At 68.6% G+C, this 24,794-nt stretch carries 23 protein-coding genes and 1 pseudogene; 9 read left to right on the top strand and 15 right to left on the bottom strand.

Annotation, left to right across the window (positions count from 1 at the left end):
* Position 1: 1 nt before the first annotated feature.
* The gene (locus tag M2165_RS00005) at positions 2-274 is read right to left on the bottom strand and encodes a hypothetical protein (protein ID WP_280812610.1); all 273 of its coding nucleotides are present in this window, start codon (positions 272-274) and stop codon (positions 2-4) included.
* Positions 271-1,425, bottom strand: a complete 1,155-nt coding sequence (locus tag M2165_RS00010) for an AAA family ATPase (RefSeq protein ID WP_280812611.1) — start codon at positions 1,423-1,425, stop codon at positions 271-273. The genes M2165_RS00005 and M2165_RS00010 overlap by 4 nt, the downstream gene beginning before the upstream one ends.
* Positions 1,426-2,065: 640 nt before the next feature.
* Here M2165_RS00010 and M2165_RS00015 point away from each other — a divergent pair.
* Complete coding sequence (locus M2165_RS00015) at positions 2,066-3,442, top strand: replication initiation protein (RefSeq protein ID WP_280812612.1); 1,377 nt, start codon at positions 2,066-2,068, stop codon at positions 3,440-3,442.
* Positions 3,443-3,514: 72 nt separating this feature from the next.
* On the opposite strand, the gene M2165_RS00020 is transcribed toward M2165_RS00015, so the two are convergent.
* On the bottom strand, positions 3,515-5,080 hold the full coding sequence (locus M2165_RS00020; RefSeq protein WP_280812613.1) for a methyl-accepting chemotaxis protein: 1,566 nt from the start codon (positions 5,078-5,080) through the stop codon (positions 3,515-3,517).
* A 266-nt stretch (positions 5,081-5,346) separates the two neighbouring features.
* Here M2165_RS00020 and M2165_RS00025 point away from each other — a divergent pair, with 266 nt between their 5' ends.
* Complete coding sequence (locus M2165_RS00025) at positions 5,347-7,557, top strand: diguanylate cyclase (protein WP_280812614.1); 2,211 nt, start codon at positions 5,347-5,349, stop codon at positions 7,555-7,557.
* A 2-nt stretch (positions 7,558-7,559) separates the two neighbouring features.
* On the opposite strand, the gene M2165_RS00030 is transcribed toward M2165_RS00025, so the two are convergent.
* The 8 genes from M2165_RS00030 to M2165_RS00065 all read right to left on the bottom strand — a co-directional run bounded on the left by M2165_RS00030 (position 7,560) and on the right by M2165_RS00065 (position 15,432).
* Positions 7,560-8,075 carry a pyridoxamine 5'-phosphate oxidase family protein gene (locus tag M2165_RS00030; RefSeq protein WP_280812615.1) on the bottom strand — a complete coding sequence of 172 codons (516 nt, stop codon included), beginning with the start codon at positions 8,073-8,075 and terminating at the stop codon, positions 7,560-7,562.
* 140 nt (positions 8,076-8,215) lie between these two features.
* The gene (locus M2165_RS00035) at positions 8,216-8,857 is read right to left on the bottom strand and encodes a dihydrofolate reductase family protein (protein WP_280812616.1); all 642 of its coding nucleotides are present in this window, start codon (positions 8,855-8,857) and stop codon (positions 8,216-8,218) included.
* Positions 8,858-8,959: 102 nt separating this feature from the next.
* Entirely contained in the window at positions 8,960-9,616 is a 657-nt protein-coding gene (locus tag M2165_RS00040) for a hypothetical protein (protein WP_280812617.1), read from the bottom strand.
* 134 nt (positions 9,617-9,750) lie between these two features.
* Positions 9,751-10,704, bottom strand: coding sequence for a LysR family transcriptional regulator (locus tag M2165_RS00045; protein WP_348541036.1), 954 nt, complete (start codon positions 10,702-10,704; stop codon positions 9,751-9,753).
* A gap of 37 nt (positions 10,705-10,741) precedes the next feature.
* Positions 10,742-12,196 (bottom strand): TolC family protein, encoded by a 1,455-nt coding sequence (locus M2165_RS00050; RefSeq protein ID WP_280812618.1) that lies wholly within the window; start codon positions 12,194-12,196, stop codon positions 10,742-10,744.
* A complete protein-coding gene (locus tag M2165_RS00055; RefSeq protein WP_280812619.1) occupies positions 12,193-13,182 on the bottom strand; it encodes an HlyD family secretion protein in 990 nt (329 codons plus the stop codon). The genes M2165_RS00050 and M2165_RS00055 overlap by 4 nt, the downstream gene beginning before the upstream one ends.
* 28 nt (positions 13,183-13,210) lie before the next feature.
* Positions 13,211-13,417: a DUF1656 domain-containing protein gene (locus M2165_RS00060; RefSeq protein ID WP_280812620.1), complete on the bottom strand. Its 207-nt coding sequence runs from the start codon at positions 13,415-13,417 to the stop codon at positions 13,211-13,213.
* Positions 13,414-15,432 (bottom strand): FUSC family protein, encoded by a 2,019-nt coding sequence (locus tag M2165_RS00065; RefSeq protein WP_280812621.1) that lies wholly within the window; start codon positions 15,430-15,432, stop codon positions 13,414-13,416. The genes M2165_RS00060 and M2165_RS00065 overlap by 4 nt, the downstream gene beginning before the upstream one ends.
* Before the next feature lie 205 nt (positions 15,433-15,637).
* Between M2165_RS00065 and M2165_RS00070 the strand changes: the two genes are divergently transcribed.
* Entirely contained in the window at positions 15,638-16,375 is a 738-nt protein-coding gene (locus tag M2165_RS00070; RefSeq protein WP_280813144.1) for a helix-turn-helix transcriptional regulator, read from the top strand.
* A gap of 16 nt (positions 16,376-16,391) precedes the next feature.
* Here the strand turns inward: M2165_RS00070 and M2165_RS00075 are convergent, their stop codons facing one another.
* The 3 genes and pseudogenes from M2165_RS00075 to M2165_RS00085 form a co-directional block, all read right to left on the bottom strand.
* Positions 16,392-17,171, bottom strand: coding sequence for an SDR family oxidoreductase (locus M2165_RS00075; protein WP_280812622.1), 780 nt, complete (start codon positions 17,169-17,171; stop codon positions 16,392-16,394).
* Positions 17,168-17,959 carry a PrpF domain-containing protein gene (locus M2165_RS00080; protein WP_280812623.1) on the bottom strand — a complete coding sequence of 264 codons (792 nt, stop codon included), beginning with the start codon at positions 17,957-17,959 and terminating at the stop codon, positions 17,168-17,170. The genes M2165_RS00075 and M2165_RS00080 overlap by 4 nt, the downstream gene beginning before the upstream one ends.
* 109 nt (positions 17,960-18,068) lie before the next feature.
* Positions 18,069-18,377, bottom strand: a pseudogene (locus M2165_RS00085) (PrpF domain-containing protein); the annotation flags it as partial.
* Between the two features lie 173 nt (positions 18,378-18,550).
* Here M2165_RS00085 and M2165_RS00090 point away from each other — a divergent pair.
* From M2165_RS00090 to M2165_RS00115, 6 genes are all read left to right on the top strand, one after another.
* Complete coding sequence (locus M2165_RS00090; protein WP_280812624.1) at positions 18,551-18,907, top strand: OB-fold domain-containing protein; 357 nt, start codon at positions 18,551-18,553, stop codon at positions 18,905-18,907.
* Between the two features lie 6 nt (positions 18,908-18,913).
* Positions 18,914-20,050 carry a thiolase family protein gene (locus M2165_RS00095; protein WP_280812625.1) on the top strand — a complete coding sequence of 379 codons (1,137 nt, stop codon included), beginning with the start codon at positions 18,914-18,916 and terminating at the stop codon, positions 20,048-20,050.
* An 11-nt stretch (positions 20,051-20,061) separates the two neighbouring features.
* The gene (locus M2165_RS00100; protein WP_280812626.1) at positions 20,062-20,841 is read left to right on the top strand and encodes an SDR family NAD(P)-dependent oxidoreductase; all 780 of its coding nucleotides are present in this window, start codon (positions 20,062-20,064) and stop codon (positions 20,839-20,841) included.
* Between the two features lie 45 nt (positions 20,842-20,886).
* A complete protein-coding gene (locus M2165_RS00105) occupies positions 20,887-22,077 on the top strand; it encodes a CoA transferase (RefSeq protein ID WP_280812627.1) in 1,191 nt (396 codons plus the stop codon).
* A gap of 13 nt (positions 22,078-22,090) precedes the next feature.
* Positions 22,091-22,867 (top strand): enoyl-CoA hydratase-related protein, encoded by a 777-nt coding sequence (locus tag M2165_RS00110; protein ID WP_280812628.1) that lies wholly within the window; start codon positions 22,091-22,093, stop codon positions 22,865-22,867.
* Positions 22,868-22,932: 65 nt separating this feature from the next.
* Positions 22,933-23,919: a Bug family tripartite tricarboxylate transporter substrate binding protein gene (locus M2165_RS00115; RefSeq protein ID WP_280812629.1), complete on the top strand. Its 987-nt coding sequence runs from the start codon at positions 22,933-22,935 to the stop codon at positions 23,917-23,919.
* Here M2165_RS00115 and M2165_RS00120 read toward each other — a convergent pair.
* Positions 23,916-24,788 (bottom strand): LysR substrate-binding domain-containing protein, encoded by an 873-nt coding sequence (locus tag M2165_RS00120; protein ID WP_280812630.1) that lies wholly within the window; start codon positions 24,786-24,788, stop codon positions 23,916-23,918. The two genes, M2165_RS00115 and M2165_RS00120, sit on opposite strands and share 4 nt — an antisense overlap.
* Positions 24,789-24,794 lie beyond the last annotated feature (6 nt).

Below are 24,794 nucleotides of genomic sequence, written 5' to 3' on the forward strand. Positions count from 1 at the left end.
ACTAGCCATTGGAGACTCCTTGGCGGTGGAAACCTGGTTTCCACGCGTCCTGCGTGGCCGGAATGCGCGCCTTGCTGATGCAGTGCGGCGCCTGGCGGTGTGGAAACCTGGTTTCCACGGACCAGCCGGGGCTGCGGTGGAAACCTGGTTTCCAGGTGGCGGCTCGGCGGTCGCCCTGCCCTGCCCGGCCGCTGCCGCACTGCGGGCCGCGGCTGGAAACCTGGTTTCCACACAGCACGGCGGCCAGGACCGAAGGATCGTTCATGAGGGTCATTGCGCCTCCGCCTTGTCGGCCCAGCTGCTCACCACGGACTGCTCGACGAGGTCCACGAAAGCGTCGTAGGCGTCGGCGGCACGCTTGTAGGTCTTGGCGGCGCCTTCGTACTTCTGCACGTCGTAGACGGTCGCGAACTCCGCGGCCTTGTTGCTGGTGACGCTGGTCTTCGGGATCTCCACCGGCAGCGTGTATTCGCCGTAGGTCGCCTGGATCCACTGGCGCACCGCCGGCGTGGCCGGGTCGCTGGGATCGACGCGGCTGAGCAGCACATGCAGGAAGTCGAAGGCCTTGCCGGCACGCTCGCCGCTCTGCGCGTCGAGGTTGCCGCCGAGGTCGGCGAGCAGCGACCAGAACTGCGCCGACGAGGCGAAGTCCAGCCCGGAAGGCGGGACCGGCACGATGATGCCGTTGGCCGCCCAGAGTCCGTTGATCGTCACGTAGGACAGCGAGGGCGGGGTATCGATGACGATCACGTCGTAGAGATCGCGCACGCTCTCGAGGCCGGCATTGAGCACGTCCCAGAAGCGCGCGCCGGGCTCCTGCATCTGGCGCGCCGGCAGCGCGAACTCCGCGGAGAAGAGGAAGGGCGCTGCGGCCACGAGGTCGAGGCCGTCCCAGTAAGTGGAGCGGATCGCGTAGCGGATGTCGGACTGGCTGCCGTCGCACAGCGGCGCGATGGTCATGTCCTCGCTGATCTCCGCTTCGGGCAGCAGGCCGTGCAGGGTGGTGAGCGAGCCCTGAGGATCGGTGTCGATCGCGAGCACGCGATGGCCGCGCAGGCTCAAGCCCTGCGCGAGCACCATCGCCGTCGTGGTCTTGGCGACCCCGCCCTTGAAGTTGCCGACGGCGATGGTGAAGGCCTTCTTGCCGGCGGGCCGCATCTTGTCGGCGCGGTAGGTGCGGGTCCAGGTGCGCAGTTCCGTCAGCTCGAAGTTGCGCTTGCCGCCCGCCGGGGTGAGGCGCCCGCTCGGCAGATCGTCCTTGGTGATGCGGTAGGCCACATGGGCCTTGTCCACGCCGCACAGCGCAGCGAGCTGCGCGGTAGAGTAGACGGGCGGAATCTTCCTGGCCTCGGGCGCCAGCAGCCGGCCCCGGATCTGCTCGACCATCGAGCCGGCCCGGGTGGCCAGCGCGGCGATCCGCGGCATGTCGATCCGCGCGCGGGGGGGCGACGCGAGCGGGACGGGGAGGGGGGCCGTGGAAACCTGGTTTCCAGCAGTGGCAGGGGTGGGCGACGCCATAGAAAATTGCCTTGTTAGACGGAATCCGGCCATTCTATGAGAATCCGTCGAATGGACAAGAACCACGAAGAATCGTCGCGCAAAGCACCACGCGATTGTGAGAGTCCTTGGGGACCAAGGTGAGAAGGATTGGGATTTCTGGGCGCGCGAGGTGCCGAAGCGCCACTTGGACAGGCCGGCAGGGGCGCGCGACGGCGTGCAACCGGGCCCGCCGGGGGGTGCGGGCGCGCTGCCGGCCGCCCAGCCGTGCCGTGGAAGCGCCGCGCCCCTTATCCACTCACGTCAATTCCCCTCCGTTCGCACATAAAGCGCGCTGGAATCCCCTTCGTTCTCACATTCGATCCCAAAGCTTCTCACACACATTCCCACCGCCGCTCACAGTTCCAGCGCCAAGTACCTGCCACCATTGAAGAAACCTGACCGTCAATTCTTCAATCTCCCAAGTGTTTCTCTTCAATGACTCAAGACGACCCCGCGTGAATCTGTGAATTGACCGTTTCACAAATCCGCTGCATGATGTGAAGCCACAGATCTCCCGAAAGTACCCATGGAAGAGGGCGAAGCTCCGCGACCGCCGCCCAAGCCGCCCGCCGTCTCGGACGAGCAGAGCGTCGCGAAGGCCAACGAGGCCATCGCCATCCGTCCGAAGCGCGGCCGCCTCACGCTGCTGTCGCGGCGCATCTACAACGCGCTGCTCTACCACTCGCAGAAGCAGGGCGTCGACGAGCCGGTCTACAAGCTCGCGCTGAGCGAACTCATCGGCGACGCACGCTTCAATTCGAACAACACCGAGCTGCTCAAGTCCCACCTGCGCGATATGCAGGCCACCACCATCGAATGGTCGACCAGCGGTGCGGGGCTGAAGCGCTGGGTGTCGTCCCAGCTGCTCGGCACGGTGTCGATCGAGGAGCAGGGCAGGGGACGGCCGTGCACCATCACCTGGCGCTATCCGGAGGAGATCCGCGAGCGCCTGGTCAAGCCGCACCAGTACACGCGCGTGCTGCTCGAGATCAGCGCCCAGATGCGCAGCTACCCGGCCGCCGTGCTGTACGAGATCGGCGCGCGCTACCTCACGTCGCCGAGCCGCCTGTCGATGCGCGAGGACGTGCTCTGGTGGGCCGCGGTGCTCACCGGCCGCAGCGACATCACCGAGGTCGACTACCGCTTCCTCAAGCGCGACGTGATCAGCAAGGCCCTGGCCGAGATCGAGGCGCTGTGCGAGGACTTCAGCCTCGAGCTGATCGAGCACAAGCGCGGCCGGCGCATCGAGGAGATCCAGTTCCGGGTGGTGCCGAAGATGCAGCAGCGCCTTGGCGCGGCCGACGACCCGAGCCGCAACGTGTTCGACCTCGAGCTGGTGGCCAAGCTCGTCGCGCTCGGCCTCAAGCAGGAGGAAGCGCAGGATCTGTACGCGACCACCGACGAAGGGCAGCTGCGCGCCACGCTCGACCACGTGGAGCAGCGGCTGCGCAGCCAGGCGCTGCCGTCGCTGAAGTCGCCGGCGGCGTATTTCAAGGACGCGCTCAAGAAGGGCTATGCGGGAGTCAAGGGCGCGCCCGAGCCGGCCGAGGCCGGCAGCGGCCTGCCGTCACCCGCGGGCGGGCGGCCCGCCCCGGCGCTCGACAGCCAGGACCGCATGCACCGCATCCGCGAGCTCTGGGACAACGACCGGATGCAGAAGGCGAGGGCGCTCTACCAGGAGATGCCCGAGGCCATGCAGGCCGAGATGCGCGCGCGCTTCGAGGCCGAGCGGCTGCCGGCGATCGCGGCGCCTATCGCACGCGCCTGGCGCCGCGACGGGCCCGCGAGCCGCATCGCGGCCACCACCTTCCACCGCTGGCTGGCCCAGGCCACCTGGCCCGAGGAGCCCTCCGACCGCGTGCTGCTGGACTTCGCGCTGGCCCAGGGCGTGGCGGGGATGTAGCGCTTCGCCGCCGTCCCGGCGGCGAAAGGTGAGTGCTTGCTCTTCTAGAGGGCCAGGACAGCAGCCACGCCCTCAGGCGTAGGCAGCCTGCGGACCGCCGAGCTGGAAGACGCGCACCACCTGCGACAGGCTGCCGGCCTGTTCCTGCAGCGAAGCCGCCGCGGCGGCCGCCTGCTCGACCAGCGCCGCGTTCTGCTGCGTGACCTGGTCCATCTGCGTGATCGCCTGGTTGATCTGCTCGATGCCCGTGGTCTGCTCCTGGGTGGCGGCGGTGATCTCGCCCATGATGTCGGTCACGCGCTGGACGCTGGTCACGATCTCCTCCATCGTCCGGCCCGCTTCGGCCACCTGCTGGCTGCCGGCCTCCACGTTGCCCACGGAATCGTCGATCAGGGCCTTGATCTCCTTGGCGGCCGCGGCCGAGCGCTGCGCCAGGCTGCGGACCTCCGAGGCCACCACGGCGAAGCCGCGCCCCTGCTCCCCCGCGCGTGCCGCTTCCACGGCCGCGTTCAGCGCCAGGATGTTGGTCTGGAAGGCGATGCCGTCGATCACGCCGATGATGTCGACGATCTTGCGCGACGAGGCATTGATCGAATCCATCGTGCCGACCACCTTGTTCACCACGCTGCCGCCGCGCAGCGCCACTTCCGAGGCCGAGACCGCCAGCTGGTTCGCCTGCCGCGCGTTGTCGGCGTTCTGCTTGACGGTCGAGGTCAGCTCCTCCATCGAGGCGGCCGTCTGTTCCAGCGAGCTGGCCTGCTGCTCGGTGCGCGAGGAGAGGTCCTGGTTGCCCGAGGCGATCTGGCTCGACGCGGTCGCGATGGTGTCGGTGCCGTTGCGCACCTCGCCCACCACCTTGTGCAGGCTGTCGTTCATCGTCTTCAGCGCGGCGAGCAGCTGGCCGACCTCGTCGCGAGAGTCTGCGCTCACTTGTGCGCTCAGGTCGCCCGCCGCGACCTTCTGTGCCAGCGCGACCGCGTCGCGCATCGGATGCACGATGCCGACCGTGAGCCGCCACGCGAACAGCGCGCCGAGCAGCACCGCCACGGCCGACAGCACGACCAGCATCAGCCGCGCGCTGCGGTGGTTCTGCTGGATCTCCTGCGCCATCACGTCGATCCGTGCACGCTGCGCCTCGGCGATCTGCTGCACCGCATCCTTGTAGACGACGAGGGCCGCCTGGTACTGCGTGTCGGCGAGCTTGTTGGCGGCGGCCGGGTCGCCGGCCGCCTTGAGCTTGTTGATGGTCCCGAGGTGCTCGAGCACCAGCTTGCGCGCGTCGGCGACCGCCTGGAACAGCTTGCGCTCCTCGGGCTGGGTGAGCAGCTTGTCCATCTGCTGCTGCACCGGGTTGATCGAGGCCACGCCCTCGCCGAGGTGCTTCTTGAAATAGGCCTCGTTCTCGGGATCGGTGGCCTTGGCCAGGCCGAAGGAATGGACGATGCTGGGCCCGAGCAGGTTGGCCCACTTGTTGGCCAGGCGCTCCTTGACCAGCGCCTCCTCGACCATGGCGGAGGTCGACGCCGCCACCGCGTTGAGCCGCAGGATGCCGATGCCGGCAATGAAGGCCATGAGCAGCAGCATGGCCGCGAAACCGCCGCCGAGGCGGACACCGATCTTGAGATTCCGAAGATTCATCGCTTTGCTTTCAGGAAAGAAGACGCATGGACAGGGGCCCGCAGGGGGCGGGCGTCGCGCGGCCAGGCAACGCAAGGTGCGACATCCGGATATCGGCAGCCGGAACCGAAAACTGAAGTCCTCATCTGCGGATGCCCCGTGCCGCCGTCTCCGGCCGGTGCGCCGGCGTGGCAGGGGCCGGGCAGCGTTCTGCCGTACCATCGCTCGGCGGAGTCCCCCGCGGGCCGCCGACGAGAGCAAAGTCGCGGCCGATCCCGAACCGTCCCATGCCGCTCACCAACCCCCAGGCCCTTCTGGCACGGCTCTCCCGGAGGCAGCGGCGGCTCGCCGGCCTGCTCGTCGCGGCCGATCTGGCGGTGGCGCTGCTGCTGTGGGGGCTGGTCCATTCCGCCCTCGAGTCCTCCAAGCGCTCCTACCACGACCAGGCGCGCACGACCGCCGAAGGCCTGGCGGGCGTGGCGCAGGCGAACATCGGCAGCGAACTGAACCTGGCGGACGCCGTCCTTCGCACCACCGTCGAGGAATTGCAGCGCCTGCAGGCCTCGGGTGCCATGTCGGACGACCTGATCCGCGACCTCCTCGCGCGGCGCCAGAGGCTCATGAAGGGCGCCGAGGCATTCCGCCTGACGGATGCGCGCGGCATGGTGCGCTGGAGCGCGGCCCAGGCGCCGGACGACGCCCTCGACGTCTCCGACCGTGAATACTTCCAGCGTGCCCGCGAGGGCGACCGGAGCGCGTCGGTCACGGCCGGCCCCTTGCGATCGAGGGAGACCGGCAACTGGGTGATGGTGTTCGCGCGGCCGGTCTGGTTCGACGACCAGTTCGGCGGGGTGCTCTACGTGTCCATCCTCGCCGACCGGTTCCAGCAGCTGTTCAGCGGCTACGGCTCCGAGGCGCGCGACGCGATCACGCTGCGCCGCGATGACCTGCGTCTCGTCGCGCGCCATGCGCCCGGCAGTGCCGTACAGGGCGAGGTGGGCGGCGTCGAGGTGTCGAACGAGCTCAGGCAGATGGTGCGCAGCCGCCCGCAGAAGGGTGCCTTCGAGTCGCGCGTCGCGCTGGACGGCGAACTTCGCACGACGGCCTACCGGGCGATCGAGGGATGGCCGTTCACGGTCTATGCGGGCATCAGCCATGGCCGCTTCCTGCAGGCCTGGACGCGGCAGGCCTGGACGGTCTCGCTGCTGGCGGTGCTGTCCTGGTTGCTGGTCGCGGTGGCCACATGGCTGGTGTACCGCGCGAGCCTGCGCCAGACGCAGATCGCGCACGAGCTCGTCGACCAGAGCAAGCGCACCCAGACGCTGCTGCGCATCGCCGGCGACGGCATCCACATCGTCAACCACGAGGGCCGGCTGATCGAGATGAGCGACTCGTTCGCCGAGATGCTCGGCTGGTCGCGCCAGGAGCTGCTGGGCCGGCACGTCTCCACCTGGGATGCCAACCAGGACGAGGCGCGCATCGCCGCCTGGCTGCGGGGCCTGAAGGACGGCAGCCGGCAGCGCGTCGAGGTCCAGCATCGCCGCCGCGACGGCAGCATCATCGACGTCGAACTGCAGATGCGCGCCTCCCTGATCGGCGGCGCACTGCTGGTGTTTTCCTCCGGCAGGGACGTCACCCACGTCAAGCGCCTGCTGCGTGAGCAGAACGCGATGCTCGAGAGCGACCTCGTCGGCATGGCGAAGATCGAGAACCGGACCTTCGCATGGCGCAACGCGGCGTTCGAGCGGCTGTTCGGCTATGAAACCGGCGAGCTGGCCGGCCAGCCGGTCGCCGTCCTTCACGACAGCGAACACGCGCAGGAGGACCTCTGCGGCCGGATCGATGCGCTCCCCGAGGGCCGGCAGTTCCGGACGCAGGCGCTCATGCGCAGGAAGGACGGCGAACCCTTGTGGGTCGACCTCGGTGCGGTGCGGCTGTCCGCCGCGCAGTCGCTGGTGCTGGCGATCGACATCACCGCGGCCAAGGCGGCGCACGAACGGCTGACGCACGCGGCGTTCCATGACGCGCTGACCGGATTGCCCAATCGCCTCCTGCTGGCCGACCGCCTCGACCGCGCCCTGGCCGGCGCGCGGCGCGATCGGACGCAGGTGGCTGTGTGCTACCTCGACATGGACGGCTTCAAGCGCATCAACGACACCTACGGCCACGAGGCGGGCGACAAGGCACTGAAGGTGGTGGCCGACCGGCTGCTGACCAACCTGCGACCCGGCGACACCGCGGCCCGCATCGGCGGCGACGAGTTCGTGCTCGTACTGACCTCCTGGGCCGGCGACGAATGGCGCCAGGTGGTGGAACGCGTGCTCCGCGCACTGGAGCGCCCGGCCGAACTTTCCGACCATGTCGCGGTCCGTCTCGGCGCCACCGTCGGGGTCGTGCTCGCCACGCCTGAGGACGAGGCTGCCCAGCTGCTCGATCGCGCCGACCAGGCGATGCTCAAAGGCAAGCGGACGCGCAAGGGCGAGGCGTTCCTCGCCTGAGCTCAGACGCTCAGCTTGCGGTGCTCGGCCATGTCGGTCGGCGGTTCGCCCGTGACCGCGGCCTTGGCCATCTTGTAGAGCTGCACCATCTTGCTGTGGTCCACGTCCCAGTACTCGGCCTCGAGCACCCGCACGGCGAGCAGCCCCAGGTTCGGATCCGTCGGCCCGGCCGGGAACCAGGCCTTGGCGGCCGTGTTGAAGAGCGCCTCCTTGCGGACCTGGTCGTCGTCGAGCCGGGCCTCGCCGGAGATCGACACGTAGCTGTCCGCATCGGTGTTGGCATAGGCCAGGTTCACCACCGGATCGCCCGCGACATGGCGCGCGATGTCGCCGTCCTTCGGCACGAAGAAGTACAGCGTCGCGACCGTCTCGACCTCGCGGTTCTGCGTCGTCAGCGGGTGGCTGTGCAGCTGGCCGTCGGCATGGCGGTGCGTGAGCATGCCGTAGCGCGTGTCCTTGATCAGCTCCCAGAGCTTGCGGTGCTCGGCGGTGGTGGCGGCGGTCGTCGGTGTGGGCATGGGGTCACTCCTGATGTCTGGGGAATGAACCGACCCTAAGCGTGCGCACGCGGCGGATTTGAGGACAGACGGCGCACGGCCGTGTGGTCTTGCGCCGACAGGCCGTGCGGTGTTCAGCGATCGCCGCCGGCGCCTTCGGCTCAGCCGCGCGTGAACTTCAGATGGACCACGCCCGGTGCCGGCGTCGCCTTCGCCAGCGTGAGGCCGCGCAGGGCATCGGCATGGTCGAACAGGCGTTCGCCGGCGCCGAGCAGCACGGGCGCCAGATGAAGCTGCATCTCGTCGACCAGGCCGGCGCGCAGGTACTGCCGCGCGGCCTGCGCGCCGCCGGCCAGCGCCACGTCCTTGCCGTCGGCGGCGCGCCGGGCCTGGGCGAGCGCATGCTCGATGCCTTCCGTGACGAAGACGAAGCGCGTGCCGCCTTCCATCACCAGCGGTTCGCGCGCGTGATGCGTGAGCACGAACACCGGATGGTGGAACGGCGGATTCGAACCCCACCAGCCATTCCAGGGCGAGGCCGTATTCCACGGGCCCGGGCCGCCGCCGAACATGTTGCGGCCCATGATGGTCGCGCCGATGTGGCTCAGCTCTTCCTCCATCACCGGCGTGCTCTCGTTCACCACGCCGCCCTCGAGGCCATGCGGGCGCCGCCACGCCTCGAGCGGAAACACCCACTCGTGCAGCCGTTCGCCGCCGACGCCGAGCGGTTGCTCGAGACTCTGGTCGGGGCCTGCGACGAAGCCGTCGAGCGACATCGAGATCCTGAAACGAAGCTTGGACATGCGGTCTCCTTCGCGGACAAAGGCGGCCAGTCTACGGACAGCAGTCGGGTGCGGCAATGACCAGATGCGGTTGCGCCTGTCAGGCACGGAGAGAGCGGCGTCTCAGCGATCGTTCCGCGGCCGCGCAAGCGCGGCGAGCTTCCGCCTCGCGCTCTGCAGCAGACCCACGCGTTCGCCGGCGAGCCGCGCCTTGGTGTCGCCGGTCGCGATGATCTCGAAGGCGGCAGGGGAGGCGAGCTTCGCGATCAGCGCATCGCCCGGCGCCGGCCGCTCGAGCCGCGCGTGCGGGATCACGTGCACCTGCAGATGCCGCAGCAGCGTCTTCGACAGCTTGCGGCAGGCGGCCGCCATGGCCGCCGCGTCGGGCGTCGACGCGCCGTGCACCACGAGCAGTTCGATGATGTGGTCCTCGTCCTCGCCCAGGATGAAGGCGCGCACTACCGAATCCTTGAACTTCGAACGCAGCATCGCGCGGATCGGCTCGCCCGCGGCGAAGGACTTGAGCGCGATGCTGCGCAGCTCGCGGTAGAAGACGAAGTCGCGGTTTGCGCTCACCGTCGCAGGCTGGTCCGCCGCGGCCTTCAGCCGCGTGAGCATGCCGCTCGCGATGAGGTGCTCGAGCGTGCCCTCGACCTCGTCGGGCGTCAGCTTGGTCTGCCGTACCAGTTCATCGGCCGGGAAAGGATGCTCGGGGGCCGCGTAGACGACCTGCACGATCTTCTGCACGCTCGGGGAAAAGAGAAAGTCTGCGGCGCTCAACGGGAATCGCTTCGTTCGGATGCTCGGAAGGCCTGGATTATCGGCAGGTCCGCGTTGGCGGCAGCCGTCGTTGGGATGACATGCTGGCCTGCCGTGCGATGGAGGCGCCGCGCGGGTTGATCGCGCGAAGGGTCTTAAGCTCCCTTACCGTTAGTGTATTTTCGAACAGCTGATTGCTGGCGGGCGTTGCTGTCCCGCATGCGGACCTCCAGCATCGCGAGCAGTGCACGCAGCGCGGCGCTGTTCTGGCGGTGCTGTGTGTAGGCTGCATAGAGCCAGATGTCGCTGGGCATGAAGTCCTGAAGAACCGGGACCAGGTGCGCGCCTTCCACGTAAGGCTGCGCGAGCAGGTCGGGAACGCATACGGCGCCAATGTCCGCCAGCGCTGCGCCGATCAGCGCACTGGCGTCGTTGGCGTCCATGCGTCCCCGGATGGGCACGTTGTAGGGTTTGCCGCCGACTTCGAATGTGATCTGCGGCGGCCCCGCCGTGACCGAGTATGCGAGCACATCATGCTTTCGCATGTCGTCAGGCTGCACCGGAATGCCGCGCCGGGCCCAGTAACGCGGCGTGGCGCAAAGGGTCAGCCCCATCCGGCGCAGGCGCCGCACGATCAGGTTCTCGTCGCCAATTCGCCCGAACCGCAGGGCGATGTCCACGCCCTCCTCGACCAGATCGATCGTGCGGTTGCTCAGCTTCAGGTCGACCTGCACGTCGGGATGGCATGTGAGGAAGTCGCCCAGCAGGCGCGGAAATGCGGTCTGGACCATCCCGTGGGGCGCCGTGATCACCAGGCGGCCGCTGGGGTGCGAGCCGCGTGCCTGCAGTTCGCTGGTGGTCTGCTCGATCATCTCCATCAAGGGCGCACATCGCGCCTGCAGCAGGCGACCAGCGTCAGTCAGGGAAACCGAACGCGTCGAGCGGTTGAGCAAACGTACATTGAAGCGTGACTCCAGTGTCGCGACGTGCTTGCTCACGCTCGCCTTCGAGATGCCGAGCCTGCCCGCCGCGCGCGAGAAGCTGCCTTGGAAGGCGACTTCCACGAAAGTCCTGAGAAGCTCGAAACCTTCCATCTTCATCCTGTCCATCGCAGCGTGCGGCCTTGTGAATGCGTGCGCTCGGCACTCATCGGGGCGCCGCCGCCGGGCCGTCCTCCCAGCCGCCGCCCAGGGCCATGAAGACCTCGACTTGACAGGCTGCCAACTGCGCGTCCGAAGCGGCCAGGGCGGCCTCGTGGGAGGCCAATGTGCGCTGGGCGTCCAGGACATCGAGCTGACCAAGCTTTCCACTGGCCAGCAGCGCGCGCGCATGTTCGGCCACGGTGAGGCTCTGGTCGCGTGCGGCGGTGAGCGCCGCATGGCGGTCGAGCTCGCGGGCGTAGGCGTCCAGCGCGGTTTCGGCCTCTCGCAACGCAGTCAGCACGGTGCCCTCGAATCGCGCGACAGCCCCGCGAGCCGTTGCTTCGGCCTGGGTGATCCGCGCGTGCGCGGCCCCGGTGTTGGGAAAGGACCAGCTGATCAGCGGCCCGAGGCTGTAGCTGAAGGTCTCGCGATTGGCGAATCGGGCTAGAAAGCCGGCCGATCCCGATGACAGGCCCAAGCTCACTTTGGGATAGAGATCGGCCGTCGCGACACCGATCCGCGCCGTGGCGGACGCGAGGCTTCGTTCGGCCTGCCGCACGTCGGGCCGCCGGGCGAGCAGTGCGGTGCCGTCGCCGACCGGCAGCAGTCCGGCCACGCGCGGAGGCTGCTCGCAACCGCTGACGGCATCGGGAAAGTCGCGCGGCGCCGCACCCGTGAGCGTGGCGAGCCGGTAGAGCGACTGCCGGCGCCGGGCTTCCAGCGGGGTGATGGCGGCGCGCAGGTTCTCGAGCTGCGCGCGCACACGCGCGGCATCGATGGTGCCGGCCTTGCCCGCGCGCTGCAGCCGCAGCGCAAGCTCAAGTGCTTCCTCCTGCAGGCGCACGGATGCTCGCGCCACGCGCAACTGCCGACCACTGGCGCACAGCGCGGCATATGTCTGTGCCGTTCCGCCGACAACGGCCACGCGCACCAGGTCCACCGCGGCGCGCGCGGCGCCGGTGTCGGCTTCGGCGGCTTCGACGGTACGGCGCAGTTGCCCCAGCAGGTCCAGTTGATAGGACACGGCCACGCCCATGCCGTAGCTGTGCCGGCTCGGCGGCGAACGGTCCTGCTGCAGCACGGACAAGCCCGTGACATGACCGAAGCTCGGGCCGCCATGGAGGGTGATCGATGGCTGTTCGCTTCCGCGGGCCTCCGCTTCGAGCGCCGTTGCACGCTCCAAGGTGGCCAGGGCCTGCCGCAGGTCGGTGTTGTGTTCGAAGGCCCGGGCGATCAGGCCGTCGAGTTCGGGGTCCTCGAAGAGGCGCCACCAGCGCGCGGGCATCTCTGCGTCCGATGTGGCCGCGCCGCCGGAGAGGAAGGGTCCGGTGGACGCAGCCTGCCGGGCGGCGAGCGGAGCCGGGGCGACGTAGTCGGGGCCTGCGGGGCGGTGCGCGCAGCCACCCAGGAGAGCGCACGCGGCGGTCGCTGCCAGCGCGAAGACGAACGGAAGCTTCATGTCCGCGGCGCCTGAACGCGAGCGGCAGCCGTGGCGGCGGAACCTCCCCGGGCACCCAGCACCTCGACGGAGACGGTCTGGCCCACGACCAGGTGAACGTCGGCCGACGGCGGATCCAGCTTCACCCGCACCGGAACGCGCTGCGCCAGCCGCACCCAGTTGAATGTCGGATTCACGGTGGGCAGCAGGTTGGCACCGGTGCTGCGGTCGCGGTCGCCGATGCCCGCGGCGATGCTGTCGACCTCGCCTTCAAGCGAGGGGCCGTTCATGGCGGTCACGCGCACCCGGTCACCCAGGCGGATGCGCGACAGCTTGTTTTCCTCGAAGTAGCCCTCGACGTAGATCGAGTCGGCGGCCACAAGCGCCAGCGCGGGGTGGCCAGCCGTTGCATAGGCGCCCTGGCGCAGATCGAGATTGGTGACGCGTCCCGCCGCGGGCGCGCGCACTTTCGTGCGCTGCACGTTCAGGCGCGCGGTGTCGCGCGCGACCTGCGCCTGGTGCAGCGCCGTTTCGGCGGCGCGCAGCGCGCCCTTGGCCTGCTCGGCGCGCAGGGCGGACTGTTCGCGCGCTTCCTGCGCGACCAGACTCTGCAGTTCGTCGTTCCGGCGGCGCTCGCGCTGTGCCTGGGCCAGCGCGATCCGCTGATTGTCGATGGCGATCTGCTGGGCGGCGACTGCGGCCTCGGCCTGCTGCAGGGCCAGCATGAAGCGGGCTTCGTCGATCGAGAACAGCAGCTCGCCCGCCACGACCGACTGGTTGTCGCGCACCGCCACGGTGGCCACCATGCCGGACACATCGGGCGCCACCTGGACGACATCGGCACGCACCCGGCCGTTGCGGGTCCACGGCGACAGTTCATAGTGGTCCCAGAGTTGCAGGGCGGCCCAGCAGGCGGCCGCAACGACCAGCGCAGTCAGCAGCAGGCGCAAAAGGGAAGGGGCCTGGCGTGAGATCCAGGCGGGAAGACGGACGGATTCAGGTTTCATGGTCGGGGCAGCAGAGCAGCGAACGCGTTCAGACGGAAATGGCAGAGGCCAATCGGATCAAGGCATGGAGCAACAGGACGTACAGGCCCAGATCGAACAGAGGCGGGTGGCATACCCACCGGTAGACGCCGAGCAGCGACAGCAGGCGCCGAACCCACCAGGCGCAAGCCATTGCGCCGCCTGCGAACAGGAGCAGGCTGGGGACGTAGACGCCGAAGAGGCTTGTTTCGATCATGGTTGCAGGTCGGTAGGCGCTGAAGGAAAGAGATCTCTGCGCAGCCCCACCAGCGCCGTGACTGCGGGCTTGCAAGCGGTGCTTGCGAGCGAAAGGACCAGCAGCCTGTCGATCTGCGGCAGCAGCGCTTCGTGTCGTGGCGGAAATCCCTTGGCTCGGGCGAGAAAGCTGCGACGGAGATCGGCCAGCAAGTGGCGCGAGAGCGCGTCGGGCAGCAAGTGCCGATGCCGCTGAAGGACGGAAATGCTGGCGCCGATGCGGAGTTCGCGCAGTGCGAGCCCCGCCGCAGTGCTGCCTTGTGCTCCGGCGGCGCCAGCCGTGCGCGGAACCAGCAGGGCGATGCGGTCCAGCATGCGGCCGGCGGACGCGCCGTACGAGCGCGCGCTTGCGGGCCGGGTCGTCATTTCCGCCAGGTCGCGCCAGGTGGCGCTGCGGATGCGCTGCGCGCTCCATTCGCTGCTCACGCTGCGCACGATGGAAGTCATGCGCCCTGCAATGAGTGCGCCCGCGATGATGGCCAGCTGGCCCTCGAGAAAGCCGACCCAGTCGGCGCTCCCGACGTCGTGCAGCGCCAGCGTGCCGGCCACGCCGAAGAACATGCCCAGTGCCGTGAGGCTGCTGGCGGGACGCGCGAGGTAGCCGCCCACGACCAGGAACAAGGGCGCGATGCACAGCATCAGCATGACGAAGTCTTGCGCCAGCGGCATGACGCCGAGAACGTAGAAAGCCGACACGGGCAGCGACCACAGCAGGGCGACGAGGAACTTGTGCATGCCCGGCACGGGGTCGTCCAGCGTGGCGAAGAAGCTGCAGAAGACCGCCGCCGCCATGGCCATCGAGGAGCCTGAGCGCCACCCGCTGAGAATCCACGCCGCGCATGCGGCGCAGGTGGAAAGCACGACCGTGAAGGCGGAGCGCATCGCCAGGCCTTTGTCCACATGAAGGACGGGCGGGCGTGGCACCGCTCTTCGCCGCAGCGGCAACGCGTGGCCGGCGAGGCCGGCGGCGATGTCGGCGCGCAGCGCCCTGCACCGCCGCCATCCCGCGACCAGCGCATCGAAGTGGACGGCCATGTCGATGTGAAGGGCGCGCACCCAGGACGCGTTCCTCGGGTCCGCGGCATGCGCGTGAAAAGCGATGCGCACGTCGTCCGATGCGCGCGGCGCGTCGGCATCGAGGCAGGCAGCGCTTCGCGTCATGGCGCGGGCGATGTCGTCGGGCACGCTGCCGGTGGCCTCGCGCAGGGCTTCGAGTCGGTCCTCCAGCGCCGACAGCGAAGGCGTCAATGCCGCGAGGCGGTCGAGCAGGTCTCTGACGGCGCCCTGGGTCCAGCGCAGGTTGCCGGTGTCGAAAGGCACGTGCGTGGCCGACAGGCGCAGCTGGGTGATGTCGACCGCAAGCCGCCGCCTGTCCTGCGCCAGCCGTTCGCGGGCCTCCGCGTCGACGCCGGAACCGAGCAGATCGCCCGCCCATCGCCGTACGTCGCCCAGTGCGCGGTCGATCAGCCCGAGCAGGGAGGGCGCCAGGCCGGCTGGCCAGACAATGCTGTGCACAAGGCTGGCGCACACGATGCCGAGCCCGATCTCTTCGGCGCGAGCGATGGCGGTGTCGAACATCGCCGCCGGCGCGTCCACCAGCGGAAAGCCGATCAGTGCGGCGGAGTAGCCTCCCAGCATGAAGGCGTAGGAGCGCGCGCTGCGGTCCAGCAGCGACAGGTAAAGGCACATGCCCACCCAGAGCGCCAGCGCCAGCGACAGCAGCACCGGCGATGCCGACAGCGAAGGCACCAGCACCACGGCGGCCGCGCATCCCAGCACCGTGCCCCCCAGCCGGTAGAGCGACTTCGAGCGCACATGCCCGGCAAGGGGATGGGCCACGATGTACGCGGTCATCATGGACCAGAAGGGCCGGGGCAGCCCGAAGCGGCTGGACAGGTACAGCGCGAGCATGGCCCCCGCAAAGCTCTTGAGGGAGAAGAGCCACTCCTGGCGGGAGAAACAAGGCAGCGCGGTCATGCTGCGCCCCCGGCGATCCGGCCCGCTCCGGCCCCGATCGTGTTGCGAATCATTTGCATGCGTCGATGCTAGAAGCCGGCGGGCAAGACTAAAATTGGAAACTTGGTCAAATGATTTCTTTTTTCGGTCATCCAGCATGACGCGTTCAGGTCGCACATCGTCGGGCGCGAGCCTCGACCTGGACTACGAACCATCGGTGCCCGTCATGGTCCATCGCGTGGATGTCGAGGCGCGCGAGCGGGAGATTCCGGTCCACGCGCACCGGTCGGGGCAGTTGGTCATGGCGCTGCGCGGCGCCGTCTCCTGCAGCGTCCCCGGTGCGCTTTGGATGGTTCCGCCGCAGGCGGGCGTGTGGATTCCGGGCGGGACGCCGCACAGCAATCACGGCACGGCGAACGCCGTGATCTTCTATCTGTTCGTGGCGCCCGATGCTGCGCCGTTGCCTGCCCATTGCTGCACCCTGCGCATCAGCCCGATGCTCAGCGAGATGATTCAGTACCTGGCGGGGCAGCCGCTCTCCTACGACGCCGGCGGGCCGACGGCCCGCCTGGCCCATGTGCTGCTCGACCAGCTCTGTGCGATGCCGACGGAAGAGATCTCTCTGCCCATGCCGCAGGATGCGCGGCTGAGAAAGGTCTCGCGCGCCATGATGCGGGATCCGTCCGACCGCCGTACCCAGGCGGACTGGGCCCGCCAGCTGGGCATGAGCGAGCGGACATTGAACAGGCTTTGCACATCGTTGACCGGGCTGAGCTTCGGACGCTGGCGACGCCAGTTGCACATGCTGGTCGCGCTCCGGGAGCTATCGGGCGGAGCGACCGTCCAGCAGGTCGCCTACGACCTGGGCTACGAGTCGCCGTCGGCCTTCATCACGATGTTCAAGAAGGCCTTTGGCAAGCCGCCTGCCACCTACGTCAACGACCGGCTGCTGGCTGGCGGATGAAGCGTGCCCACCGGCCTCAGCGATAGGGGCGGGCATGGGTCACACCGCCGTCGACCACCAGCGTGGCGCCCATCACGTAGTCGCCCGCGCGCGAGGCCAGGAAAATGGCTGCGCCCGCGATGTCGTCGGATGTGCCGATGCGCCGGGCGGGAATGTGCGCGGACAGCGCCTCTCCGTGGTCGCGGGCGTTGCGGTTCATCTCGGATGGAAATGCCCCCGGTGCAATGGCACTGACTGCGATGTTGTCCTGCGCCAGACGCATCGCCATCCGCCGCGTCAGATGAACCAGGCCCGCCTTGCTCGCGACGTAGGAATAGTTCTCCTGCGGATTGAGCCCGATGCCATCGGTGGACGAGATGTTGATGATCTTTCCCACGCGTGCCTTCGCCGCAGCCCGCAGCGGTCCGGAAAGCGCCTTCGTCAGGAAGAAGGGCGTTTTCAGGTTCAGATCCATCACCTTGTCCCAGCCGCTTTCGGGGAAGGTGTCGAAGTCTTCTCCCCAGGCCGCGCCGGCGTTGTTGACCAGGATGTCCAGCGTCGGCTCGTGCCGGGCGTAGGCCTCGGCCAAGGCCCGGCAGCCGGCCGTCGTGGAGACGTCGTGCGGCAGCGATACGCAATGGCCGGTGCTGGCGAGTTCCTGCGCGGCCCGGTCGCACGCCGCGGCTTTTCGCGCGCTGATGTAGACGCGCGCGCCGCGCTCCAGAAACCCCTCGGCGATCATGCGGCCGATGCCACGCGAGCCGCCGGTGATGAGCGCCGTGCGGCCCCGCAGCGAGAAAAGATCCTCGGCACTCATGGCAAGGCCGCCGCCGTGGTGTTCACGCGCGGGGAGAGGTCCGGGCCGGTCGCTTCGAGACGCGATCGCCGCACATACGCCGTGCCGTCGAGCAATCGCCGCGCGGTGCGCGTGAAGTGCACTTCGCGGACCGTCCATCCGTTCTCGCCCGCGCGCTCGACGTTCGCGAAGATCTTGAGCACCCCGCTCGGATGACCGATGCGGATGCGCGCCGGTCCGGCATGCGTGCCGCGCGCTTCGGCCGGAACCGTCCCCGCAATCTGCGCCGCCACGGAAAGGCAGACCGAGCCGCCGCCGGGGAACGCCTTGTGCATCGCCCCGCCGTTGAGCACCATGCGCGCCACGAAGTCCACCTCCGACGACTGCACCACGCGGTCACCGGCAATGGTTCGATAGTCCTGCGCTTCGCTGATCAGGATCTGGTAGGGCGTCAGAGTTCCCGACGATGGCAGTCCGCAGCGTTCGACGGCCCAGCGCCGCACCTCTTCGGCCATCTCGTAGATGTCGGGGCCGAGCTGTCCGGGAAGCTCCGTGCCGGTGATGCCTAGATCGACCGCGCGGATGAACACGCACGCCGTGCCGACATCGACCACCGAGACCGGGATCGAACGGCCGAGCTTCGAGACGCGGACCCAATCGCGCGCCTGCCCCGTGGGCAACAGCTTGCCGGTGGTCGAGCCGCTGGTGTCCGAGTAATCCAGCGCGACCTCTGCGCCGGTGCCGGGCACGCCATCCACTTCGCTGTCGCCCTCGACGCGCGGCTCGCCATCGGCGCACTGCACGGCCATCCGGAGGATCCTTCCCGTGTTGGTGTTGTGCACCCGAACGTGGGGTGACCGGTTCCTGCACGGGAATCAGCTTCTGCTGCAACGCATAGACCCCCGTGGCCGAGGAAATGTTGCCGCAGACGATCTCGTAGCTCACGGTGGGCTGATCGATGCCGATCTGCACGAAGGTGTAGTCGATGTCCGCGTCCGGGCGCGACGGCGGTCCGATGATGGCGCACTTGCTGGTCAGGATGTCGGCGCCGCCGAGGCCATCGATCTGACGCACATCGGGACTGCCGAACAACGCCAGCAGAAACCGCAGGCGCGCCTCGTGATCGGCGGGAACATCCTGCTGCGAGAGAAACACTGCCTTGCTGGTGCCACCACGCATCAGGGTGACCGGGACGCGAACTTGTTCTTTCATCGGCTCAGTATGCATGGCCGTCCGCGAGTGGTCCTTTCAGTATTTCTCGCTTCTCTTTAGCAGGACTGCATGTTCTGCACGCTTTAGCGTGGCTAAAGAATGCCGAACATAAATCCAGTGACCGCGGGCGCACGGGTCCCGATACTTCCTGGCGCTGTGGCGAACTCCACGCGAACAGGAGACACCTTTTGAAGATCATCAAGCGAACGGAATCCCCCTTCCGTGAAACCCCCGGCGGCATGCTGCTTGTCGCGACGAGCGTGGCAGGTCAGCCACCCCAGTTCCCGCCGATCGAATTCGTTCACAACGACCAGACGGTCGAAGCGATCGAACTCGGGCCGACGGGCTCCCTCTACAGCTTCACCATCGTTCATCCCGGCAAGGAAAAGCAGCCCTACGGCCTGGCCATGGTCGACTTCGGGCCCGGCGTGCGTGCCTTCGGGCGGCTGCTGCTCGGCGCGCGAGCGCCAGCCATCGGGAGCCGCCTGCGGGTGGTGCCTTTCGCGCTGCCGGACGGCACGCCCGACTATGCCTTCCAGGAGTGATGCGTCATGAAGCAACCATTGATCACCGGCGTCGGCATCACGGACTTCGGCCGCTTTCCCGAACTGACCGAGGAGGCCATGGCGCAGGCGGCCATTCTTGAAGCCCTGGCCGACGCGGGCACGCAGCTCTCCGAGGTGCAGGCGTTCTACTGCGGCAACGCGCTCGGAGCCATGCTGGCCGGACAACGTGCATTGCGCGCACTGCATGTCGGCGGCGGCGCGGTCTACAACGTGGACAACGCCTGTTCCAGCGGCGCCACGGCGCTGAACCTCGCGCTGCAGGCGCTCAAGGTCGGCCAGTACGACACCGTGCTGGTATTCGGCATGGACCACCTGAGCAGCCTCGGCGGCGGGCCGCTGCAGCTCAGCCAGAACGACTGGAACAACAGGCGCGGCATGATCATGCCCGCCCTGTACGCGATGCGCGCCAGGCGGTACATGCACGACCACGGCCTCACACTGGAGACGCTGGCGGACATCTCCGTCAAGAACCGAAAGCACGGGGCCTTGAATCCCATCGCCAAGTTCGCAAAGCTGGCGAGCCGCGAGGAGGTGCTGGCGTCCCGCCCCGTGGCCGAGCCGCTCACGCTGCTCCAGTGCTGCCCGGCCGTGGTCGACGGGGCGGCAGCCCTCGTGCTCAGCACCAAGCCGTCCAAGGGCGTCGCCAGGCCGGTTCGCGTGCTGGCATCGGTGGTGCAGTCCGGCCTGTTCGAGACCGCGCCGGTCGACATGACCGAGGCGGAGATCACGGCGCGTGCCGCCCGGCTGGCCTATGAGCAGGCGGGCATCGGTCCGCAGGATCTCAGCCTGCTGGAAGTGCACGACGCGTTCACCATTTCCGAACTGCTCTATTACGAGGCCCTGGGTCTCTGCCGCCGTGGCGATGCGGCGAGTCTGCTGCAAAGCGGCGCGACCGCGCTGGGCGGGCGTGTGCCGGTCAACCCGAGTGGCGGCCTTATCGCCAAGGGGCATCCTCCGGGGGCGACGGGCGTCGCACAGGTGGTGGAGGTGTGCGAGCAACTGCAAGGCCGGGCCGGCGCGCGGCAGGTGCAGGGCGCGCGCATCGGCCTCACGCAGGTGACGGGCGGTGGGATCTGGGGCGTGGACCACGCCGCCTGCGCGATCAACATTCTTTCGCTTTGAGCGCTACCAGCATGAACCAGACAACTACAACCGCACCCGCGTCGCTGCAAGGCCTCGTGGCCGTCGTGACCGGCGGCGCCAAGGGCATCGGCTTCGGCATTGCGCGCGAGCTCGCGGAGGCGGGATGCCGCATCGCCCTGTGGGACTTCGACGAAGCCGCCCTGCGGGAGGCCGAGGAAACCCTTTCCAGCGAAGGCGTCGACGTGAAGACCTTCAAGGTCGATGTCAGCGCGGTGGAAGAGGTGGAGGCGGCGGTGGCGCGGCTCCTGGCATCCCACGCGCGCATCGACATCCTGGTCAACAACGCGGGCATCGGCGGCGACAGGCTGGTCTCCAAGATGGATCTCGCGTTCTGGCGCCGGGTGATCGAGGTCAATCTCGACTCCCAGTTCATCTGCGCCAAGGCGGTCCTGCCGCAGATGGCGGAGAACCGGTTCGGACGCATCATCAACATCGGCTCCCGCGCATGGCTGGGCAATCGCGGGCAGGCCGCCTACGCCGCTTCCAAGGGCGCCGTGGTGAGCCTGACACGTTCGCTGGCGCTCGAATACGCGCGCAAGGGCATCACCGTGAACGCCATTGCGCCGGGCATCGTGGAGACGCCGCTGTTCGAGACGCTGACCGACGAGGTCCGGCAGAACCTCCACAAGACCGTGCCGATGGAGCGCATCGGGCAGCCGCAGGACATCGGCCGCGCCGTCCGGTTCTTCGCGGAACCCGGCTCGAGCTACGTCACGGGACAGCTTCTGTACGTCTGCGGCGGGCGCAGCCTCGGCGGGCCGTCGGTCTAGCGACGCAACGCGCTCCATGGACAACCCAACAATGCCGAAGGTCGCATGCTCGCCAATGCCTTGAGCGGTTTGAAAGTGATCGACTTCACCCAGGTGATGGCCGGGCCGACCTGCACGCTATGCCTGGCCGATCTGGGCGCCGACGTGGTGAAGGTCGAAGCGCCCGCGGGCGATCTCTCGCGCGCCCTCTCGCCCTGGCTGCATGGCGAGGGTGTCGCCTTCCTGGCGCTCAACCGCAACAAGCGAAGCATCGTGCTGGACCTCAAGCAGCCGGACCACCAGCAGGCGGCGCGGGCGCTGATCGCGCAGGCCGATGTCCTGGTGGAGAGCTTCCGGCCCGGCGTGATGGCGCGCTTCGGGCTGGACTACGCCGCAGTGTCCGCCGGCAACCCGCGTCTCATCTACTGCTCGGTCTCGGCATACGGCCAGCACGGCGCCAGCAAGGATCTGCCGGGTGTCGACGGCGTGCTGCAAGCCGTGAGCGGCCTGATGAGCGTGACCGGCGCGCGCGATGGAGAGCCGTGCAAGGTCCCGGTGCCGGTGGTCGACCTGATCACGGGGTCGCTGGCGACCATCTCGGTTCTGGCCGCCCTCGCGGACCGGCAACGCACGGGCCTCGGGCAGCACGTCGAAGCCAGCATGTTCGCCAGTGCGATCGCGCTTCAGCACGTGAGTTTCGCGTCCTACTTCGCGGACGGCCAAGTGCCCGGACCGCAAGGACATGCCGCACCGTACTCGACGCCGAACGAGGCCCTGCGCTGTGCCGACGGGTGGATCATGGTGGCGGCCTATCACCCTGCACGGTGGCAGGCCCTGTGCGCGGCCATCGGTGCGCCGGAGCTGGCGTCCGATCCGCGCTTCGCCGACAACAGGCGCCGGTTGCAGCACCGCGAGGCGCTGCTGGGCCTGCTCGAGGCGCGCATGCTTGCGCACCCCCGCGCCTTCTGGCTGCAGAAGTTCTCGGCGGTGGACATCATCTGCGGCCCCATCAACAACTATGCCGAGGTGGCGCAGTCCGCGCCCTTCCTCGAAGCGGCACTCGCAGAGAAGCTGCAGCACCCGGTCGCCGGGCCGCTGACGTTGCCGCGCAGCGTGATCGGCGCGGTCGGCGAGCGGCCCCGTGCGCGCCGGGCGGCCCCGACGCTGGGTCAGCACACCCGCGAGATCCTGGCCGAACTCGGCATGCCACCCGGGAACGTCGACGCCTTGGCCGCCGCCAGCCCTGCCCAGAACTGAAGCTGAAAAACCCATGCCCATCGTCAAGACAATCCACAACGGCGTCGCCGTCGTCACCCTGGACCGGCCCGAAGCCATGAACTCCATCGACCCGGAGTCCAACGAGCAGCTGCTCGAGATCTGGGACGAGGTGTCGAACAGCGAGGAGATCCGGGTGCTCGTCCTCACGGGTGCGGGCGAGCGCGCCTTCTGTACGGGGGCGGACCTCAAGAAGACGATGCCGCCCGCCGACAGCGCAGCCCGGCAGGTCTTCCGCGCCGGCACCCGGCATTTCAACTTCGGCACGCTGCAGACCGACAAGCCCGTCATCGCTGCGATCAACGGCTACGCCCTCGGCGGCGGGCTGGAACTGGCGTTGCTGGCGGACATCCGCATCTGCTCCGAGAACGCCCAGTTCGGCCTGCCGGAGGTGCGGGTCGGCAGCATCCCCGGCGCCGGCGGCACGCAGCGCCTGATCCGCGCGGTGGGCCAGTCGGACGCGATGTGGATGCTTCTGACAGGCGAGCGCATCGACGCCGCAGAAGCGCTGCGGATCGGGCTGGTCAGCAAGGTGGTTCCCTTCGCCGCGTTGCGGGAAACAGCCATCCGCCTCGCGGGCGTGATGGCGGCGAACGCTCCGTTGGCGATGACCGCCGCCAAGCGCCTCGCGATGGACGGAAGGGAACTGCCGCTGGCCGGCGGGCTGGCACTGGAACGCCAGGCCTTCGGGCTGCTCAGGGACAGCGAGGACCGGCTGGAGGGGCGCCGCGCCTTCGCCGAGAAGCGCGCCCCCGTGTTTCGAGGCCGCTGAATGTCGCGCGCGCGTCGACGATTCGGACCCGGCATGAGCTCGCCGTATTCGTCCTGGAGCATTGCATGAAGAAGCGGCCCCTGAAGGTCTGGCTGCATCGGCTTGTGCTCGTCGCTGCCGCAGCGGTCGCTGCATCGGCGGCCGTCGCGCAGCAAACCGGCCGTCCGCCCGCCCGGATCCTGGTGGGCTTCTCGCCCGGCGGAACGCTCGACGTCGTGACGCGTGCGCTTGCGGAGCAGTTGCATGACCCGCTCAGCCGTCCGGTGGTGGTGGAGAACAAGCCCGGCGCCGGCGGGAAGCTCGCGATCGATGCGCTGCGTGCCGCGCCTGCCGATGGCAGTGTGGCCATGCTGTGCCCCGACTTCCTGGTTTCGATCTACCCATTCGTCTTCAACAAGCTTGCCTACGACCCGGAGCGGGACATCCTGCCGGTCTCGACGGTGGTCGAGTTCCCGATGGCACTGGCCGTGCCGTCGTCGTCGCCCGTCCGGACCTTCGGCGAATACGCCCAATGGGTGCGTGCACATCCGGAAAGGGCGAACTTCGGGCATGCCGCATCGGGCGGGCCGACGCATTTCCTCGGATTGCGGATCGCCAGCATCATCGGGACACCGCTGCAGGACATCCCGTTTCAGGGCGCAGCCCCGATGATCGTGAACCTGGCGGGTGCGAACGTCGCCGCAGGCACGTCGACCGTCGGGGACTTCGCGCAGCACCACCACGCCGGCAAGCTGCGCGTGCTGGCGGTCACCTCCGCGCAACGCTCGCCGCTCCTGCCGGAGGTGCCGACCTTCGGCGAGCTCGGCCGGAAAGAGCTCACCGCCGTCGGCGTGCTGTCCATCTGCCTTCCGCCGGGCACGCCTTCGGCGGTCGTCTCCGAATGGAGCAGCGCCGTGCGCAAGGCGGCTGCAAGCGCGCAGTTCGCGGGCAAGGTGCGGACGCTCGGCTTCGTCAACACGGGAAGCTCCCCGGCCGATGCGCGCGCCAGGTTCGGGGAGATGCGCAGGTTCTGGGAGCCGGTGGTCAGAGCCTCGGGATTCAAGGCCGACTAGCGCACGGAACGGATCCAGTCTCGAAACAGCCGCACGGGGGCCGCCGCCGCCTTCATGGGGTCGCAGACGAGGTAATAACCGCGTTCCGTCCTCGCGATGTGGTCCGCCGCAACAACGAGCCGACCGGCGCGCAGATCCTGCTCCACGTAGGCCCGCTGGGCCATCGCGACGCCCAGGCCATCGGCTGCGGCCTGGTAGCACAACGCGGCATTCGCCAGCGTGATGCCGCGCAGATGCGACGGATTCGTCAGCCCGGCGGATTCGAACCAGAGCGGCCAGGCCTGCGGTCGCAGCATGGAGTGCAGCAGGCCGGCCTGCAGCAGATCCTCGGGCGCCCGCACTTGCCCGGCCAGGCCGGGGGCGCAGACGGGCAGCAGCTCGTCGTCGAAGAGGTGGTCCAGTTCGACGTCTGCCCACTCGCCGATGCCGTGGCGGATAGCGCAGTCGGCGCCTTCCAGCCGGACATCGTCGGCGAGGGCGATCGTCGCGATCTCCAGCGCAATGTCCGGATGACGTGCATGGAAGCCCTGCAGGCGAGGAACCAGCCAGCGGATCGCCAGGCTGGGTGTCACCTTGAGGCGAAGCCGTTTCTCGCCCTGGGTGTCGGCCACATCGTCGAGCGCGTCGTGCAGGCGATCGAAAGCATCCGAGACGCGGTGCGCAAGTCGTTCGCCGACCGCCGTGAGCTCGATCTCGCGGCCGGAGCGCTGGAACAGCTGCACGCCGAGCCCGGTCTCGAGCTGCTTGATCTGCTGACTCACGGCGCCCGGCGTGACGTGAAGCAACAGGGCGGCGCGCGTCACCCCTCGCGCCCGGTACACGGCGTCGAACACCCGCAGCGGACTCAGGAGGGCGCGCAGGTTCTGCATGACAGG

This window comes from Variovorax sp. TBS-050B (genome assembly GCF_029893635.1).
Lineage (GTDB): Bacteria > Pseudomonadota > Gammaproteobacteria > Burkholderiales > Burkholderiaceae_C > Variovorax.